Origin of the sequence: Treponema parvum, assembly GCF_017893965.1 — a bacterium.
Taxonomy (GTDB): Bacteria; Spirochaetota; Spirochaetia; order Treponematales; family Treponemataceae; genus Treponema_D; species Treponema_D parvum.
The window spans coordinates 2,614,305-2,627,493 of the sequence record NZ_CP054142.1; the positions used below are offsets into that span (position 1 = coordinate 2,614,305).

General features: G+C 40.6%; 18 protein-coding genes. 8 read left to right on the plus strand and 10 right to left on the minus strand.

The features are described from left to right. The first annotated feature begins 74 nt into the window (after window positions 1-74). The 3 genes from HRQ91_RS11490 to HRQ91_RS11500 all read left to right on the plus strand — a co-directional run bounded on the left by HRQ91_RS11490 (window position 75) and on the right by HRQ91_RS11500 (window position 3,026). Entirely contained in the window at window positions 75-566 is a 492-nt protein-coding gene (locus HRQ91_RS11490) for a TRAP transporter small permease (RefSeq protein WP_210119660.1), read from the plus strand. A 5-nt stretch (window positions 567-571) separates the two neighbouring features. Then, window positions 572-1,855 (plus strand): TRAP transporter large permease, encoded by a 1,284-nt coding sequence (locus HRQ91_RS11495; RefSeq protein ID WP_210119661.1) that lies wholly within the window; start codon window positions 572-574, stop codon window positions 1,853-1,855. Between the two features lie 187 nt (window positions 1,856-2,042). Continuing rightward, entirely contained in the window at window positions 2,043-3,026 is a 984-nt protein-coding gene (locus HRQ91_RS11500) for an AEC family transporter (protein WP_210119662.1), read from the plus strand. Between the two features lie 112 nt (window positions 3,027-3,138). On the opposite strand, the gene HRQ91_RS11505 is transcribed toward HRQ91_RS11500, so the two are convergent. Then, window positions 3,139-4,086, minus strand: coding sequence for a DMT family transporter (locus tag HRQ91_RS11505; protein WP_210119663.1), 948 nt, complete (start codon window positions 4,084-4,086; stop codon window positions 3,139-3,141). Window positions 4,087-4,169: 83 nt separating this feature from the next. Here HRQ91_RS11505 and HRQ91_RS11510 point away from each other — a divergent pair, with 83 nt between their 5' ends. Both HRQ91_RS11510 and HRQ91_RS11515 read left to right on the plus strand, forming a co-directional pair. Beyond that, on the plus strand, window positions 4,170-4,724 hold the full coding sequence (locus HRQ91_RS11510; protein WP_210117565.1) for a Gx transporter family protein: 555 nt from the start codon (window positions 4,170-4,172) through the stop codon (window positions 4,722-4,724). After that, window positions 4,711-5,238 (plus strand): hypothetical protein, encoded by a 528-nt coding sequence (locus HRQ91_RS11515; RefSeq protein WP_210119664.1) that lies wholly within the window; start codon window positions 4,711-4,713, stop codon window positions 5,236-5,238. Before HRQ91_RS11510 ends, HRQ91_RS11515 begins: the two co-directional genes overlap by 14 nt. 160 nt (window positions 5,239-5,398) lie before the next feature. On the opposite strand, the gene HRQ91_RS11520 is transcribed toward HRQ91_RS11515, so the two are convergent. Genes HRQ91_RS11520 through HRQ91_RS11535 form a run of 4 tightly spaced genes read right to left on the minus strand, consistent with a single transcriptional unit; the run spans window position 5,399 to window position 8,558 of the window. Next, a complete protein-coding gene (locus HRQ91_RS11520) occupies window positions 5,399-6,094 on the minus strand; it encodes an amino acid ABC transporter permease (protein ID WP_210119665.1) in 696 nt (231 codons plus the stop codon). After that, window positions 6,085-6,822: an amino acid ABC transporter permease gene (locus tag HRQ91_RS11525; protein WP_210119666.1), complete on the minus strand. Its 738-nt coding sequence runs from the start codon at window positions 6,820-6,822 to the stop codon at window positions 6,085-6,087. The genes HRQ91_RS11520 and HRQ91_RS11525 overlap by 10 nt, the downstream gene beginning before the upstream one ends. Before the next feature lie 12 nt (window positions 6,823-6,834). Further along, a complete protein-coding gene (locus HRQ91_RS11530; RefSeq protein ID WP_210119667.1) occupies window positions 6,835-7,680 on the minus strand; it encodes a transporter substrate-binding domain-containing protein in 846 nt (281 codons plus the stop codon). Then, the gene (locus HRQ91_RS11535) at window positions 7,677-8,558 is read right to left on the minus strand and encodes an NAD(P)/FAD-dependent oxidoreductase (protein WP_246473232.1); all 882 of its coding nucleotides are present in this window, start codon (window positions 8,556-8,558) and stop codon (window positions 7,677-7,679) included. The genes HRQ91_RS11530 and HRQ91_RS11535 overlap by 4 nt, the downstream gene beginning before the upstream one ends. A gap of 279 nt (window positions 8,559-8,837) precedes the next feature. Between HRQ91_RS11535 and asnA the strand changes: the two genes are divergently transcribed. Then, on the plus strand, window positions 8,838-9,875 hold the full coding sequence (gene asnA, locus HRQ91_RS11540; RefSeq protein ID WP_210119668.1) for an aspartate--ammonia ligase: 1,038 nt from the start codon (window positions 8,838-8,840) through the stop codon (window positions 9,873-9,875). 7 nt (window positions 9,876-9,882) lie between these two features. Beyond that, window positions 9,883-10,176, plus strand: a complete 294-nt coding sequence (locus tag HRQ91_RS11545; protein WP_210119669.1) for a YhbY family RNA-binding protein — start codon at window positions 9,883-9,885, stop codon at window positions 10,174-10,176. 362 nt (window positions 10,177-10,538) lie between these two features. Here the strand turns inward: HRQ91_RS11545 and HRQ91_RS11550 are convergent, their stop codons facing one another. After that, on the minus strand, window positions 10,539-10,829 hold the full coding sequence (locus HRQ91_RS11550; RefSeq protein ID WP_210119670.1) for an RraA family protein: 291 nt from the start codon (window positions 10,827-10,829) through the stop codon (window positions 10,539-10,541). Between HRQ91_RS11550 and HRQ91_RS11870 the strand changes: the two genes are divergently transcribed. Next, window positions 10,802-11,047: a substrate-binding domain-containing protein gene (locus tag HRQ91_RS11870; RefSeq protein WP_420832840.1), complete on the plus strand. Its 246-nt coding sequence runs from the start codon at window positions 10,802-10,804 to the stop codon at window positions 11,045-11,047. The two genes, HRQ91_RS11550 and HRQ91_RS11870, sit on opposite strands and share 28 nt — an antisense overlap. Window positions 11,048-11,299: 252 nt before the next feature. Here HRQ91_RS11870 and HRQ91_RS11560 read toward each other — a convergent pair whose 3' ends face one another. The 4 genes from HRQ91_RS11560 to HRQ91_RS11575 all read right to left on the minus strand — a co-directional run bounded on the left by HRQ91_RS11560 (window position 11,300) and on the right by HRQ91_RS11575 (window position 13,181). Further along, window positions 11,300-11,761, minus strand: coding sequence for a flavodoxin domain-containing protein (locus HRQ91_RS11560; protein WP_210119671.1), 462 nt, complete (start codon window positions 11,759-11,761; stop codon window positions 11,300-11,302). Between the two features lie 22 nt (window positions 11,762-11,783). Further along, window positions 11,784-12,317 (minus strand): DUF2271 domain-containing protein, encoded by a 534-nt coding sequence (locus HRQ91_RS11565; RefSeq protein ID WP_210119672.1) that lies wholly within the window; start codon window positions 12,315-12,317, stop codon window positions 11,784-11,786. Window positions 12,318-12,634: 317 nt separating this feature from the next. Beyond that, complete coding sequence (locus HRQ91_RS11570) at window positions 12,635-12,958, minus strand: HigA family addiction module antitoxin (RefSeq protein ID WP_210119673.1); 324 nt, start codon at window positions 12,956-12,958, stop codon at window positions 12,635-12,637. Further along, on the minus strand, window positions 12,933-13,181 hold the full coding sequence (locus HRQ91_RS11575; RefSeq protein ID WP_246473233.1) for a type II toxin-antitoxin system RelE/ParE family toxin: 249 nt from the start codon (window positions 13,179-13,181) through the stop codon (window positions 12,933-12,935). The genes HRQ91_RS11570 and HRQ91_RS11575 overlap by 26 nt, the downstream gene beginning before the upstream one ends. Window positions 13,182-13,189 lie beyond the last annotated feature (8 nt).

Below are 13,189 nucleotides of genomic sequence, written 5' to 3' on the forward strand. Positions count from 1 at the left end.
GAGCCTGTCCAGAGCTTCAGCTTTTGGACGGCGCAGGGTTGGATTTTAACGTAATAAATCAGGAGAGCGCACAGATGTTTACAAAGATTCGTTTTGCCGTATATAAAGTTTTTATAGGCATAGGAATTTTTTCCGTCGCCTTGATGGCGGGCTGTGTTATTTTTTCCGTTTTTGCCCGCTACATTTTCAGCCTTTCGTTTAAAGAACTTGAAGAATTTACAACAACGGTTTTTGCGTTTACCACATTTTGGGGAATGACTGTTTGCTTCGTTGAAAACGAACACGTCTGGATCGATTCATTCTATAATCTGTTTCCGTCTTCTATAAAAAAAATATCCAAATTTATCAGTTTTATAATTACTATCTGTGTTTTATTTATAATGATGAAATTCGGTTACAGATATGCAATAAAATTCGGTCATCAAATTTCTTCGGGAATGGAAATTCCGTACGTATGGCTGTATGGAATTATTCCCGTCGGATGTTTTACTTCATTAATTGTCGTAATTTTGCAATTTATCGAATTTATAAAATCCTTATTCCGTAAAAAAACTAAGGAGGCCTGATTACTATGGCAATGATATTTCTTTTAGTTTTTCTGATCATTTTTGCCATTCTCGGTACGCCGCTTGCGTTTTCAATCGGGGCTTCGTGTTTAACATATATCAATTCGTTTAACCCGAACTTTCTTCAAATGCTGCCTCAGAGAGTTTGGGGCGGAGTTTTCAGCTTTGTTATGGTAGCGATGCCTTTATTCATGCTTGCAGGAGAGCTCATGAACACGGGCGGAATTACAAAGAGAATCGTGGATTTCAGCATGTATTTGGTACGCCCCATTAACGGCGGTTTCGGCGAAGTAAATGTCATCGCAAGCATGATCTTCGGCGGAATTTCAGGATCTTCCGTCGCGGATACTTCCGCCCTAGGATCCATTGAAATTCCGGCTATGGAACAGCGCGGCTATCCTCCGAAATTTGCGGCGGGCGTTACGGTTGCGTCGTCCACGATGGGAATGATAATCCCGCCCAGCGTGCCGATGCTTGTTTACGCAATGATTTCGGGTGCTTCCGTCGGAAAGCTGTTTATCGCAGGTCTGGTTCCCGGAGTTCTCATAGGGCTTTCGCAACTGACAACGGTTTACGTCCTTTCGGTCAAACACGGCTATCACCCCAAAAAAGAACCTTTTAACTTTAGAGATTTTGTTCATAGCGTAATTTTCGGTCTTCCTGCAATACTGATGCCGCTGGTTATTGTCCTGTTTGTAAGTTTCGGAATTTGTACTGCAAGCGAATCCGCCGGTATCGCCGTTTTGTATTCTCTTGTCTTAGGGTTCTTCGTTTATCACGAACTTACGGTAAAAGACGTCATAGTCGCCTTAAAAAAGACATTGATTTCTTCGAGTTCCGTGATGATCATCATCGGCTTTACCACAATCTTTACATGGCTTTTAACGATGGCAAACGTACCGTCTACAATCGCAAGTTTTTTCTTAAGCATGCACCTTCCGGTTTGGGGTTATGCTTTGCTTTTTGACGTACTTATCCTTTTGATCGGAACGTTCATCGACGTTTCACCGGCCATCTTATTATTAACGCCTATTTTGCTTCCTATTATGCAGGAAATAGGTATAAGCGATTTACAGTTCGGCGCGATGATTATTACAGGTCTTGCGATAGGTTTGGTTACGCCGCCCGTAGGTATGTGTCTAAACGCCTGTAATAAGATTAACCGCATGCCTATCATTGAAATTTTTAAAGGCGCCCTGCCGTTTATCATCTGCAACGTAATTGTTTTACTTGCAATAAGCTTGTTCCCCGTTCTTACAACATGGCTTCCGAGCGTCATTTCTTACTAAAAAGGCGCGCCGTGCGCGTATGCAAAATCCGATCCGGATAGCAGGTGAAAAAATCGCCGGCCGAGCAGGAGAGCGTTTAAAACACAAAAGAGCCGTTTAAATTTTTAGACGGCTCTTTTTTTGACACTGATATTCAGAAAATGTATAATCTTATTGGGAATATATCGCTCTTTTGTAAGGATTTTATATGTACCTTTTAGTAGCTAAGCAGCTTATCATTATGACGCTGATATCTGTCGTAAGCTTTGTATTCTCGAAAAAATACAAATACGGCGAAGCGGAGTCTTGCTATCTAAGCAATTTATTGCTTTTTGTAATTACGCCGTGCCTTATTTTAAATACCTTCAATATTCCTTACGGTTCGGAAAAAATAAAATCCTTCGGGTTTTCTATGGCGATAAGCTTTGCGGTTTTACTTTTTATGACAGTAATCGCAGAAATTTTTATTCACTCGAAAACCGAAATAGGAAAAAGCCGCGACGGGCTTGATAAAATGTCGTTCGTTTATTCCAACGCAGGTTTTATAGGCATTCCTCTTATAAACGGTATTCTCGGCGTCCAAGGAATTTTTTTTCTTATGGGATACATAGTCATGTTTAACTTATTTTTATGGACAAACGGCGTCTATACGATTTCCCGTAAGATAAGCATAAGGCAGATTTTTTTTAATCCCAACATTATTGCGATTCTTTTAGGTTTTCTGCTTTTTGTGATACCGTTTCAGCTGCCGTCAATGCTGAGCCAAACAATAAAATTCTTCGGAGATCTTAACACTGCGATTTCCATGATTATTTTGGGTATTTTATTTGCAAATTTTAAAAGACCGGTAAAAGGCGAAAAAACTCCTTTTTTCCGCATCGCAAGGGTTGTCGTTTTCAGGCTGATCATCATTCCCGTTTTTCTTCTGATCCTGCTCAAGTTGACAATCAACTTTTTTGACTTTTCGGACTTACAAAAAGAAATAATTTTAATAGTCTTTATAGCGGCAAGCTGCCCCGTAGGAATGACCGTTGCCAGCTTTTCCGTCCTTTACGGAAAAGAAGAATCTTACAGCAGTCTTTTGGTTGCAATATCTTCTGCAGTATGTGTTTCCACCCTGCCTGTAATGGTAAAGCTTTCGGAAATAATTTTAATGCCGTTTTCGTGCGCGTGCCCCGCAACGAGCGCGTAAGCGCGAAGTTTCGAGCGGCGCACAGTTAATAAGCGATGTTTCGGCTTTGTCCGAAACTCGCCGTTAGCCATTTTTTCAAGATTTCAAGCGAGTTCTACCGGCCAATTGAAACTTAACTGCTCTTAGTCTTTGCCTTCCACTCGGAAACGAAAAGTCCCGTTATGGTAAGCGCCGCGCCGATCGAACCCATAACCGTAATAGGCTCATGCAGAGCAAAAAACGCAACCGTTATGGTTACGACGGGTATGAGATACAGTCCGACCGTAGTTCTCACCGTGCCTAAAAACCGGCAGGCGATACTCCATGCGACAAAACAAAATCCCGAAGCAAGGATGCCTAAAAATAAAAGACCGAACCAGTTGAGCGGATCGGAAAACCTTAAGGCGTTCAATTTAAGAGAAAGCGAAACGTCCATGCTCGCCGTACCGATTCCAAAAAACCGTGCGAAGGCGATGGGCAGCATAAAAAGCAGCGCGTAAAAAAATATCTTTCTTGTAGCAGGAACGGAAGAGTACCCCAATTCGTTTATCTTTGACATAAACAGAGAATAAAAACCCCATGAAACCGATGCTATAAGAGCAAGGACGTCCCCCTTAGGATTGAGGCCCGACGTGATTTTTCCGTTAAAGCTTACAAGGGCAATTCCCCAGATCGCCAAAGCGAAGCCTGCAAAAAATTTAAAAGACAGATGCTTTTCATGTAAAAATATCTGCGCTATCACCGCCGTGAAAATCGGACAAATCGAAACTATTATGCTCACATTTGAAGCGGACGTGTATTCTATGGCGATGTTTTCCATAAATTGATAGACCGTTACGCCGAAAAGCCCCGCAAAAGCAAACAAAAGCTCATGTTTTTTTTTCTGAGAGGGATAAGGATGCGGATATATACACCATAAAATACAGTAAGCTAAAAAGAAACGAAAAATCAGCACTTCCAAAGAAGAAAAGGTTCTCAATAAATACTTCGTGCAAACGAAAGTTATGCCCCAAAAAAATATGCTTATCAAGGCTAAAACTATTCCGGTAATGGTTCTGTTTCTATTGAAAGTTTTTAACATAGACAAGACTTTACCATAAAACGACAGTTTAAGGAACTACGCTTATCAAGACAATCGTGCCGTTTTATGCTAGACTGTTTTTCATGCAGACCGATACGGCTTACAATTCCCGCGATGATAAAGTCCGGCTCATTTCTTTTTTTACGGCGCTGTGCATGTTCCTTTCCGCCGTAGAATACGCAATTCCCAAGCCTTTGCCGTTTTTGCGGTTGGGACTCACAAATTTGCCCGTTTTACTATCGCTTTCCGTGCTAAAAAAACGGGACGTCCTGCTCTTGATCCTTCTTAAGATCCTTGCGCAGGGATTTGTTTCGGGCACCTTGTTTTCATATATATTTCTTTTTTCAGCGGCGGGTTCTTTTGCAAGCGGAATTACCATGCTGGCCCTGTATACGGTTTTAAAAAAATCAAAATATATTTCCGTAATCGGCTTGTCGCTCGCCGGATCCCTTGCAAACAATCTTTCGCAAATCGCTCTTGCGCGGCTCATAATCTTCGGAAAAAACACGCGTTTTATAGCTCCTGTGCTGCTCGCAAGCGGACTGGTCACCGGCGTTCTTATAGGAATTTTTGCCGAATTTTTTACGTCAAAATCAAAGTGGTTTTCACTTATACGAGGCCGATATGAAGCTTCCTGATCCCGTCTTTCGCCGCACTGGATATTTTTTTAACAAAGTTTGCCGCCCTGAAATTCTCTTCATTCTTTCGATGTGTCTTTTGCTTTTTTTTATATTTTTACCCTCTTCAAAGATTCTGTGGGCGTTTGTTTTTTTATTCTTTGTCTTGAATCTTTTAAAAAAAGGAAAAATTCTTGTTTTCCCTTCCGTTATTATCACTGCGGGAATAGTTTTCTTTTCGCTTTTATCACCTGCAGGCAGGGTTATGTTTTCAATAGGCGGATTTTCAGTGACGGACGGCGCTCTGCAAAACGGTCTTCACAGATCGGGGCTTCTTTGCGGTATGGTGTTTTTGTCCCAATTCGCCGTTTCGCCTAAGCTGCACCTTCCCGGAAGGATCGGCTTTTTTTTAAGCCGTGTATTCATATACTTTGACAGATTGACTGAAAAAAATATTTCATTTAAGCCGGGATCGATTATATCTTCTCTTGATAAAAGGCTTCTTGAAATATGGACTGAAGACGATCCGACTTAAAATGATTTTCACGCTTTAAGACATTCGCTTAATATCATGTTTCGGGCAGTAAAAACACGTAAAGACGCCGTGCCTATTTAGCGACAGCGACGATAAAACCTTGCAATAATGCCGAGCGGCCGCGGCAGCAAACCATTCCTTAATTTATGTTCGCAATCGGTCATTTCCTCACAAAGACCTTTTTTTCCAGCAAATAAAAAGCGAACTGAAAAAGCGAGCAGATCACTAAATAAACGGCAAATATGTCAAGATACGCTTCAATATAATTATAGCCGAAGGACGCTTCTATTTTGGCTATAGCCGTAATATCTTTTACGGTCATCAAAAAAGCAAGAGACGTCTCTTTAAACAGATTCACGGTTAAGTTTCCCACGTTTGCTACAGCGTTTACCGCTGCCTGCGGAATTACCACCAGACGGAACGCTTTAAGCGGCTTCATTCCCAGCGCAAGGCAGGCGTCCATTTGGCCGCGGTCAACCGTCAAAATCGCAGACCTTATAATTTCCGAAAAGGCCGCCGCCGAATGCAGCGTAAAAACGACGATCGCATAAAAAAGCGGATCTATGTCAAACACACTCACAGGAAGACCTAAGGCCAATATCGTCCGATTTATCAGGCTGGGCAGCAAACTGTATATGATAAGGATCTGAATCACCATCGGCGTTCCGCGTATAAACGATACGTAAATTTTTACGAGATTTGAAAACAGCTTTATTTTATAAATTCTTGCCAGCGCCATAAAAAAAGCGGGAACGGCCGCAAGCGTTAAAGAAAAAAATGTTATTGCCAACGCAGTCGGAATTCCGTGAAGAACGGCAAAGAAAGTATTTTTTAAAAAGGGAAAATTCAGTTCCACGAATCCTCCCGTTCGGCCGCCGTTTCCAAAGAATTTTTTCCCTTAGAAGAATATTTTTCCGCAATGTTCAGCAATTTTTCGATTACAAGCGTTACAGACCAATATATGACAGCCAGCGCAATATACGCTTCAAGCCCGTGCGCTCCGTAGGCGCGGTTTATCACGATCTGCGTTTGTCCCATTATGTCTATAAACCCTATGGTAAAAGCGAGGGCTCCCTGTTTTAAGATGCCGGTAACGGTATTACAAAAATTCGGAATGGCGGCGGGAACGGCTTGGGGAATCACTATGAGAAAAGCAGTTTGTAGCTTGGACATACCGCAGCAAAAAGCCGCTTCCCTTTGTCCGTCGTCTACCGATAAAACTGCCGATCTTATAAGCTCGCACATGGATGCGGCGGACAATAACGAAAGAACCGTAACCACGGAAAAAAATCTTTCCGTATTGCCGGCGTGGAGCGTAATACCCGTAAAAGCTTTATAAACTGCAGGAAGTCCGTAAAAAACAATAAACAATAAAACGATTGAAGGTGTGCATCTTATAACATGTATGTATAAAACGGAAAAAAAACGCGCCGTCTTTGAAGGAGAAAGCCTTCCCAAGGCCAAAAAAGATCCGAACAGGGCCCCGAACAAAGTTGAAAGAAACGTTACCTGTAAGGTGATCCTTATAAACGGCAAAAGGATCACCATGTATTTCCAAATATAACTTACATCAAAGGGCCGCATAAATAGAAGATACTATTTTTTTACGTATTTTGATACGTCTTCTCCAAAAAAACTTTTCGAAAGCATGGCATACGTACCGTCGGCAAAAACTTGAACTATTGTTTTGTCATAGTCGTCGGCAAGTTGCGTTTCATTTTTAGAAAACAGCGGCCACGTGGGAACAGCTTCGTATACTACATACGAAAGCTTATCCGCGTATTTATGATAAGAGCCGTTTTCGGCTTCTATATTGCGTTTATAAGCCACTTGAAGGTCGAAAAAACCGTCATATCTTCCTTCCAAAACCCACGAATAAGATTCGGGGATGTCAAAGACGTCCGCCGGAATAAGTTTAATAGGTTTGTCGGGATGTCTATTGTTAAAATCGGTAATGATCGCATATTGCGCAGATTGCGGAGATATGGGAACAAGTTTTCCGCTGAAAGCCGCAAAACTTTCCAAGTCGTGTATGACATTTGCGTTTTCTTTTCTGAATGTCAAACCTATGACGCTCGCGCCTAGATAATTTTTCGGAAACAAGTATTTTTGACGGCGCTGTTCCGTAGACCAAATTCCTTTTATGCCCACATTGTACTTTCCCGTTTCCACGCCTATGAGAAGGTCTTCGCTTGAAGTGGGAACAAATTCCACCTCATACTGATCGAGACGCTTGTCTATTTCTTTCCAAAGCGCAACTTCAAATCCGTCGGATTCGTTTTTTTCGTTTACAAAGGCGTAGGGAATATAAGACTGCGAATGCGCTACGTATATTTTTCTTACGCTTGTATTTTGAATTTCACCGGCAGTTTTACGATTCTTCGAGCATGAAACCGACAAAACCGATAAACAAATTGCTGCGATTATTTTTAACTTTTTCATAATTTATCCTTTGCATTTAAATAAGATACGGCCGCCAAAGCCGCTACATTTCCTTCACCGGCGGACTTTGCGTATTGATACGGAATTCCCGTAATGTCTCCGGCGGCAAAACAGCCCGGTATGTTCGTTCTGCAATTTCTGTCAACGGCTATATGCGTACCGTCCAATTTAAGGCCTTGCAACAGCGCCGAAGGAGAAATGCTCTCCCTCAGTATAAAAATACAGTCCGTTTCCAGTTCCTGTTTTTTTAAAATAAGTTTTTGCGCTTTTAATTGTCCTTTTATTTCTTCGGGAACGTCTTTAATTATATCAATTACGGAATTTAAGGCAAGAGAAACGTCTTCTTTATACATAGGTATAAAGTAAACCTTTTTGCATATCGAAGCCAAAAACTCAGCTTCCGCTTCCTCCGATTTTGCATAAGCGATAACGGCCGTCGTCTTTCCCTTGTAAAGCATTCCGTCGCAAGTTGCGCAATAGCTCACTCCCCGTCCCAAAAAATTTTCTTCGCCGGGGAGCGCTTTGCCGAAATCCACACCGGTAGCAATTATAATCGTCCTTGCTTCAAACTGTTCCTGTCCGGACAAAAGAGTAAAGTGATCCGTCATATCGTAAATATTTGTTATGCGCGCGTCCGTTATTTCGATTTTCAGAAATTCCAAATGCTTTCTAAATTCTTCGGCAACTTGGGCGCCGGTTTTTCCGTACAGTCCCGGGTAATTATTTATCGCATGAGCCTTTGAAATTTTCGGACTAAGCTCAGGACTTCCGAAAATTTTAAACTTCTTTCCGCGGGCGGCTAAAGTCAACGCCGCAGAAACTCCTGCCGGACCCGTTCCTATAACAGCCGCATCGAGCATATTTTCTTTTTGTCCCATAAAATTCACCTTATATATTGAAATTTACTCAACATCTTTTTCTCAGACAAGTAAATTCGGCGCGAAAAAGGCGGCGAAAAGCGAGGCAGAAGGCTGCCGCTGTGCGGAAACCCTCGAGTTTCGCCTTACTATGTATGCCGAAAACTTCACTCTTCGCGCTCACTGCAGGCGCCGCGTCCATCCTGAAAAAGACGCCGCAATTGCCCTGAAGAAAAGCAAAACCTCTATGGACGAATAAACATTCTGTCGTTAAAATAAAAAAACATTTACGAGGTATCTATGTCAAATCTTACATTGCCGAAAAACTATAAAGCTCTTCTTTCCGTTGCGGAAACCGAACACGCCATTATCACAATAAAAAACTTTTTTCAAATTGCGCTCTCTACCGAATTGAATTTAAAACGCGTTACGGCTCCTCTTTTTGTAAAATCGGGAAAAGGCCTTAACGACGATCTTAACGGTGTCGAGAGGCCCGTTTCTTTTCCCGTTAAAGACATGAACGACGAAAAACTTGAAATCGTTCAATCCCTTGCAAAATGGAAACGCCTCAAGGTAACGGAAATGAAATTGTCTTCGGGATTCGGAATTTATACGGACATGAACGCCATTCGCCCCGATGAAGACCTTGACGCAATACATTCTTTATACGTTGATCAGTGGGACTGGTGTATGGCGATGAACGAAGCCGACAGAAATTTATCGTTTTTGCACGGTATAGTGTCAAAGATATACCGATGTTTGAAAAGAACCGAATTTTATATTTACGATCATTATCCTAAAATCAAACCCGTGCTGCCTGAAGAAATCAAAATTCTATATGCGGATGACTTGCAAAGAGAATTTCCTTCGCTCACTCCGAAACAGCGGGAATTAAACGCTGCAAAAAAATACGGCGCCGTTTTTATAACTGGAATCGGAGGAAAACTTCCCGACGGAACCGTACATGACGGCAGGGCGCCCGATTATGACGATTGGATCACTAAAGACGAAAGCGGGCACACCGGATTAAACGGAGACATCATCGTATGGAATCACGTTTTAGGCTCTGCGTTTGAGCTGTCCTCTATGGGTATTCGCGTTTCCCCTGAAAGTCTTTTTCTTCAACTGCAAGAGCGCGGTTGCTTGGAAAAAACAAAACTTGATTTTCACAAAAAACTCCTCAAAAGAACCCTTTCTCAAACCGTCGGCGGCGGAATAGGTCAGTCGCGCCTTTGCATGTATTTTTTGCGAAAGGCGCACATAGGAGAAACGCAGGTAAGCATTTGGCCGGAAACTATGCGAAAAGAATGCAAAAAAGCCGGCATACATTTACTATAGGATTTTTATGAGCGAACTGAGCAGTAATCAAAGAAAAATTTTAAGCCGCATGGCTCAAACCGTAAAGCCTGTCGTACAAATAGGGCAAAACGGGCTGACGGACGCCGTAATCAAAAAGATAGATCTGTCTCTCATCTGCCACGAGCTTATAAAAATTAAATTCATAAGTTTTAAAGACGAAAAAGAAATTCTGTCTCAAAAACTTTGTGAAGCGCTCTCCGCATCCCTTGTCAGAATCATAGGCAATACGGCTATAGTCTACCGCCCCGCCGAAGCTACGCCTTCCGAGCAGGACGATTGATTTTTGCCGGGCGGGGATTGCGATTATAAGCTTACATACATATTTTATTGTTGTCGTTAGCTTACAAGATTTTACAGGATATCCGGCTTTATAAGTGCTATAACACAGTGGCTATGAGCTCTTGCATATAACCGGAAATATAACCAACAACGTTTCAACGTTCCCCAAATTTAGGCTCTTAAGTACTGCCTGCATATCGCGGCAAAATCTTAAAAGCTATATTTCGGTCCTGACAAAATTCGCCATAAGCCGATGTACCTAGAGATCCATCGGCTTATATTTCGCATTTTAGAAATAAAAGTTAAACCGCCTACTCGCCAGCAGTGGCAATGGTTGCCATAAAACCGACAAGCAAAAATCTATTACAGATCGCCGAATTTCTTGTATACCTCTTCTATCGGCAAACCATCTGCTATCATCTTCCGTTCCTCATTTTCAAAGCTTAATATTTCTTCTGCTTTTAATAAAACAGAGTCAACATACGGCTCAGGAATAATTTGCAAACCGTCATCATCTCCGAAAATGAAATCCCCGGGATTGACAATAACGTAATGCGTGAGATGACCGGGGAGATATATAGGCTCTAAAAGCTCTGAAGCAAAAAGGGAAGCATATCCCTGAAGATGTGAAGATAATAGGTTATGACGATTCATTCGTTTCAACCATTACGGAACCTTCCATTTCCACTATCCATGTTCCTAAGGTGAGTGCTGGCGTTAAGGCTGCAAACCTTCTGTTCTCTCTGATGGATCGCAACAAAGATGATTTGATTCATGAACCTGTTGGTTTCAGGATGGAAGGTCGGTTAATAGTCCGTAACTCCACTGTTCCAGGTATGGATGAGGAGAACTGGCTCGTTTCAGAATGGTAGATGTTGGATGAGAGAAGTGCAATGTTACGGCTTTTAGGATATGCGGGGTCTGCTTTTGCAGCGACCATCAAGCAACTTTCGTAACAAAACAAATGTCAGCGTTAAAGCGGGTGTTAGATGCTTATAATAATTTTCCATAATCATGTTTCGCATAAAATAGATACATTATAATAACTACTTTTTTCTTTACATTGCTTATATTAAAGTTCTAATAAGCTAGTGTGTATAAATAATCATTGAGAAATTTTCCACTTACAGCAGTATTTTTGCTCCAATACTTTTCATAAATGTAACTACATTTTCAATATCCTTAGTATTGGGATGTCCTTTGGCTAGACCTCCAAAGAATTTAAATAAGCCGTAGGTATCGAATCCCTTGCATTCAAAAGCTCCTAAAACTTCAAAACCTCTGTCTTGTAAATAAGAATAGAATTTTTTTGCGTATCGTCCTTTTCCAATTCCGCTGGTACAGAGTACAAAAGTTTTCTTCGGTATATCTGCTTCTTGCTTTTCTAAAAATTTATAAATTGATTGATGGAATTTCCCCATATATATTCCTGAGGCAAAACCTATTGTTTCATATTTTGAAAAATCTACTTCTTTTACTTTATTAATATTAAAGATATCGATTTCTATCTCTTTTGAAATTCCTGTTACCAATTTTTCGGTATTTTTATGATGGATCGAAGCGTAGATGATGGCAATTTTGTTCATAATTACCTCATGAAAGTAAAATTTATTTTATCTTTACATTACTTATTAGGTTTTGTTTATCATAACCTTTGCCCGATATTTTTTCGGTAATTTCACCTATTGTAATCTTATCATCTATTTTTATCTCACATGTAAATAATACGGTATTTTCCCATTTTATATTTGCTTCAATACATATTTTATAGGTTCCCTTTTCTACAAATTCTCCATTTTCATTTTTGATATCCCATTCCAATTGAACCTTTCCGGATTTAGGAGTCGCACTGCTTATTCCGTCTATGCCGGTATCTTTTACCGCTTTTCTCCATAAAGGTAGGCTTTCCGCTCTTTTTTCCCAACCATTCCCTGCTGTAAAATCCGTAACAAATAAATTTTTTACGAGAATACCTTTTTCGTTTTCAACCCATACAGCAAATTGATTACTTGCTAAGCCGAATTTTCTGGTAAAATCAAAATCGATGCTTATGATTTTTTCCTGATTATCTAAGTCCTCTGCAAATATATTTCCAGAAAAGACGATAAAAATGATTAGAATAGTTAATATTATTTTTTTCATCTTACAAGCCTCCTTACCTTCTTTCCTTGAGGTATAAAATTTAGAAAACATACATTAGTCTTATTTAACATGCGCGTTAGCAGCGTCCGTTCAACATTCGCTTAACCTGCAGTTGTGCCTTTGCCGAAGCGTAAGGCAAAGTTGGCGCGAAAGTTGCACAAAAACGGACACGGATGTCCGTGGTATAAGCAGTAGCGAGTTTTCGTAGGAAAACTCGTCCATTAAGAATGAACACGGATGTTCATTCTTAATGAGGCGACCGTCAAGCAACTTTCGTGACAAAACAAATGTCAGCGTTAAATCGGGTGTTAGACAATTTAGGCATATGCGTACATTTTTATTGTTTCAAATTCTCGGGAGTGATTATTGTTTTCTTCTTCTAAATCATACAGATTCTGAAGATTGAGCCAAAATTCAGCTGTCGTTCCAAAGAATTTTGAAAACCTGATAGCGGTATCCGCAGTAATTGAACGCTTTCCGTGAATTATTTCTGAGATTCTTGTTTCAGGAACATTGATTTCTTTTGCCAGACGATATGCAGAAACATTCATCGCATCTAAAAAATCTTCTTTGAGAATTTCTCCAGGATGAATATTGGGTAATTTTTCATCTTCATCAGTGATAATCTGTGATTCTAACATTTTCTGCACCTCCATTTTCAAACTTAAAGACAATTCTCCATTGATCATTTATTCTGATTGAATAAAATCCGTCTAAATTCCCAACAAGTTTTTCTAAACGATTTGATATATTCTTCTCACCAAACCAACCCTTTATTTTGGTTGCATTAAGACCGAGATAAACTATTACTGCGAAAAAACATATACCAATAATTGCGTATATTACAATAGGAAAAATACTCATATTGTTCT

Coding starts and splice junctions, on each gene's coding strand:
- HRQ91_RS11490 (WP_210119660.1), top strand. CDS start 75: ATGTTTACAAAGATTCGTTTTGCCGTATATAAAGTTTTTATAGGCATA.
- HRQ91_RS11495 (WP_210119661.1), top strand. CDS start 572: ATGGCAATGATATTTCTTTTAGTTTTTCTGATCATTTTTGCCATTCTC.
- HRQ91_RS11500 (WP_210119662.1), top strand. CDS start 2,043: ATGTACCTTTTAGTAGCTAAGCAGCTTATCATTATGACGCTGATATCT.
- HRQ91_RS11505 (WP_210119663.1), bottom strand. CDS start 4,086: ATGTTAAAAACTTTCAATAGAAACAGAACCATTACCGGAATAGTTTTA.
- HRQ91_RS11510 (WP_210117565.1), top strand. CDS start 4,170: ATGCAGACCGATACGGCTTACAATTCCCGCGATGATAAAGTCCGGCTC.
- HRQ91_RS11515 (WP_210119664.1), top strand. CDS start 4,711: ATGAAGCTTCCTGATCCCGTCTTTCGCCGCACTGGATATTTTTTTAAC.
- HRQ91_RS11525 (WP_210119666.1), bottom strand. CDS start 6,822: ATGCGGCCCTTTGATGTAAGTTATATTTGGAAATACATGGTGATCCTT.
- HRQ91_RS11530 (WP_210119667.1), bottom strand. CDS start 7,680: ATGAAAAAGTTAAAAATAATCGCAGCAATTTGTTTATCGGTTTTGTCG.
- HRQ91_RS11535 (WP_246473232.1), bottom strand. CDS start 8,558: ATGGGACAAAAAGAAAATATGCTCGATGCGGCTGTTATAGGAACGGGT.
- asnA (WP_210119668.1), top strand. CDS start 8,838: ATGTCAAATCTTACATTGCCGAAAAACTATAAAGCTCTTCTTTCCGTT.
- HRQ91_RS11545 (WP_210119669.1), top strand. CDS start 9,883: ATGAGCGAACTGAGCAGTAATCAAAGAAAAATTTTAAGCCGCATGGCT.
- HRQ91_RS11550 (WP_210119670.1), bottom strand. CDS start 10,829: ATGAATCGTCATAACCTATTATCTTCACATCTTCAGGGATATGCTTCC.
- HRQ91_RS11560 (WP_210119671.1), bottom strand. CDS start 11,761: ATGAACAAAATTGCCATCATCTACGCTTCGATCCATCATAAAAATACC.
- HRQ91_RS11565 (WP_210119672.1), bottom strand. CDS start 12,317: ATGAAAAAAATAATATTAACTATTCTAATCATTTTTATCGTCTTTTCT.
- HRQ91_RS11570 (WP_210119673.1), bottom strand. CDS start 12,958: ATGTTAGAATCACAGATTATCACTGATGAAGATGAAAAATTACCCAAT.
- HRQ91_RS11575 (WP_246473233.1), bottom strand. CDS start 13,181: ATGAGTATTTTTCCTATTGTAATATACGCAATTATTGGTATATGTTTT.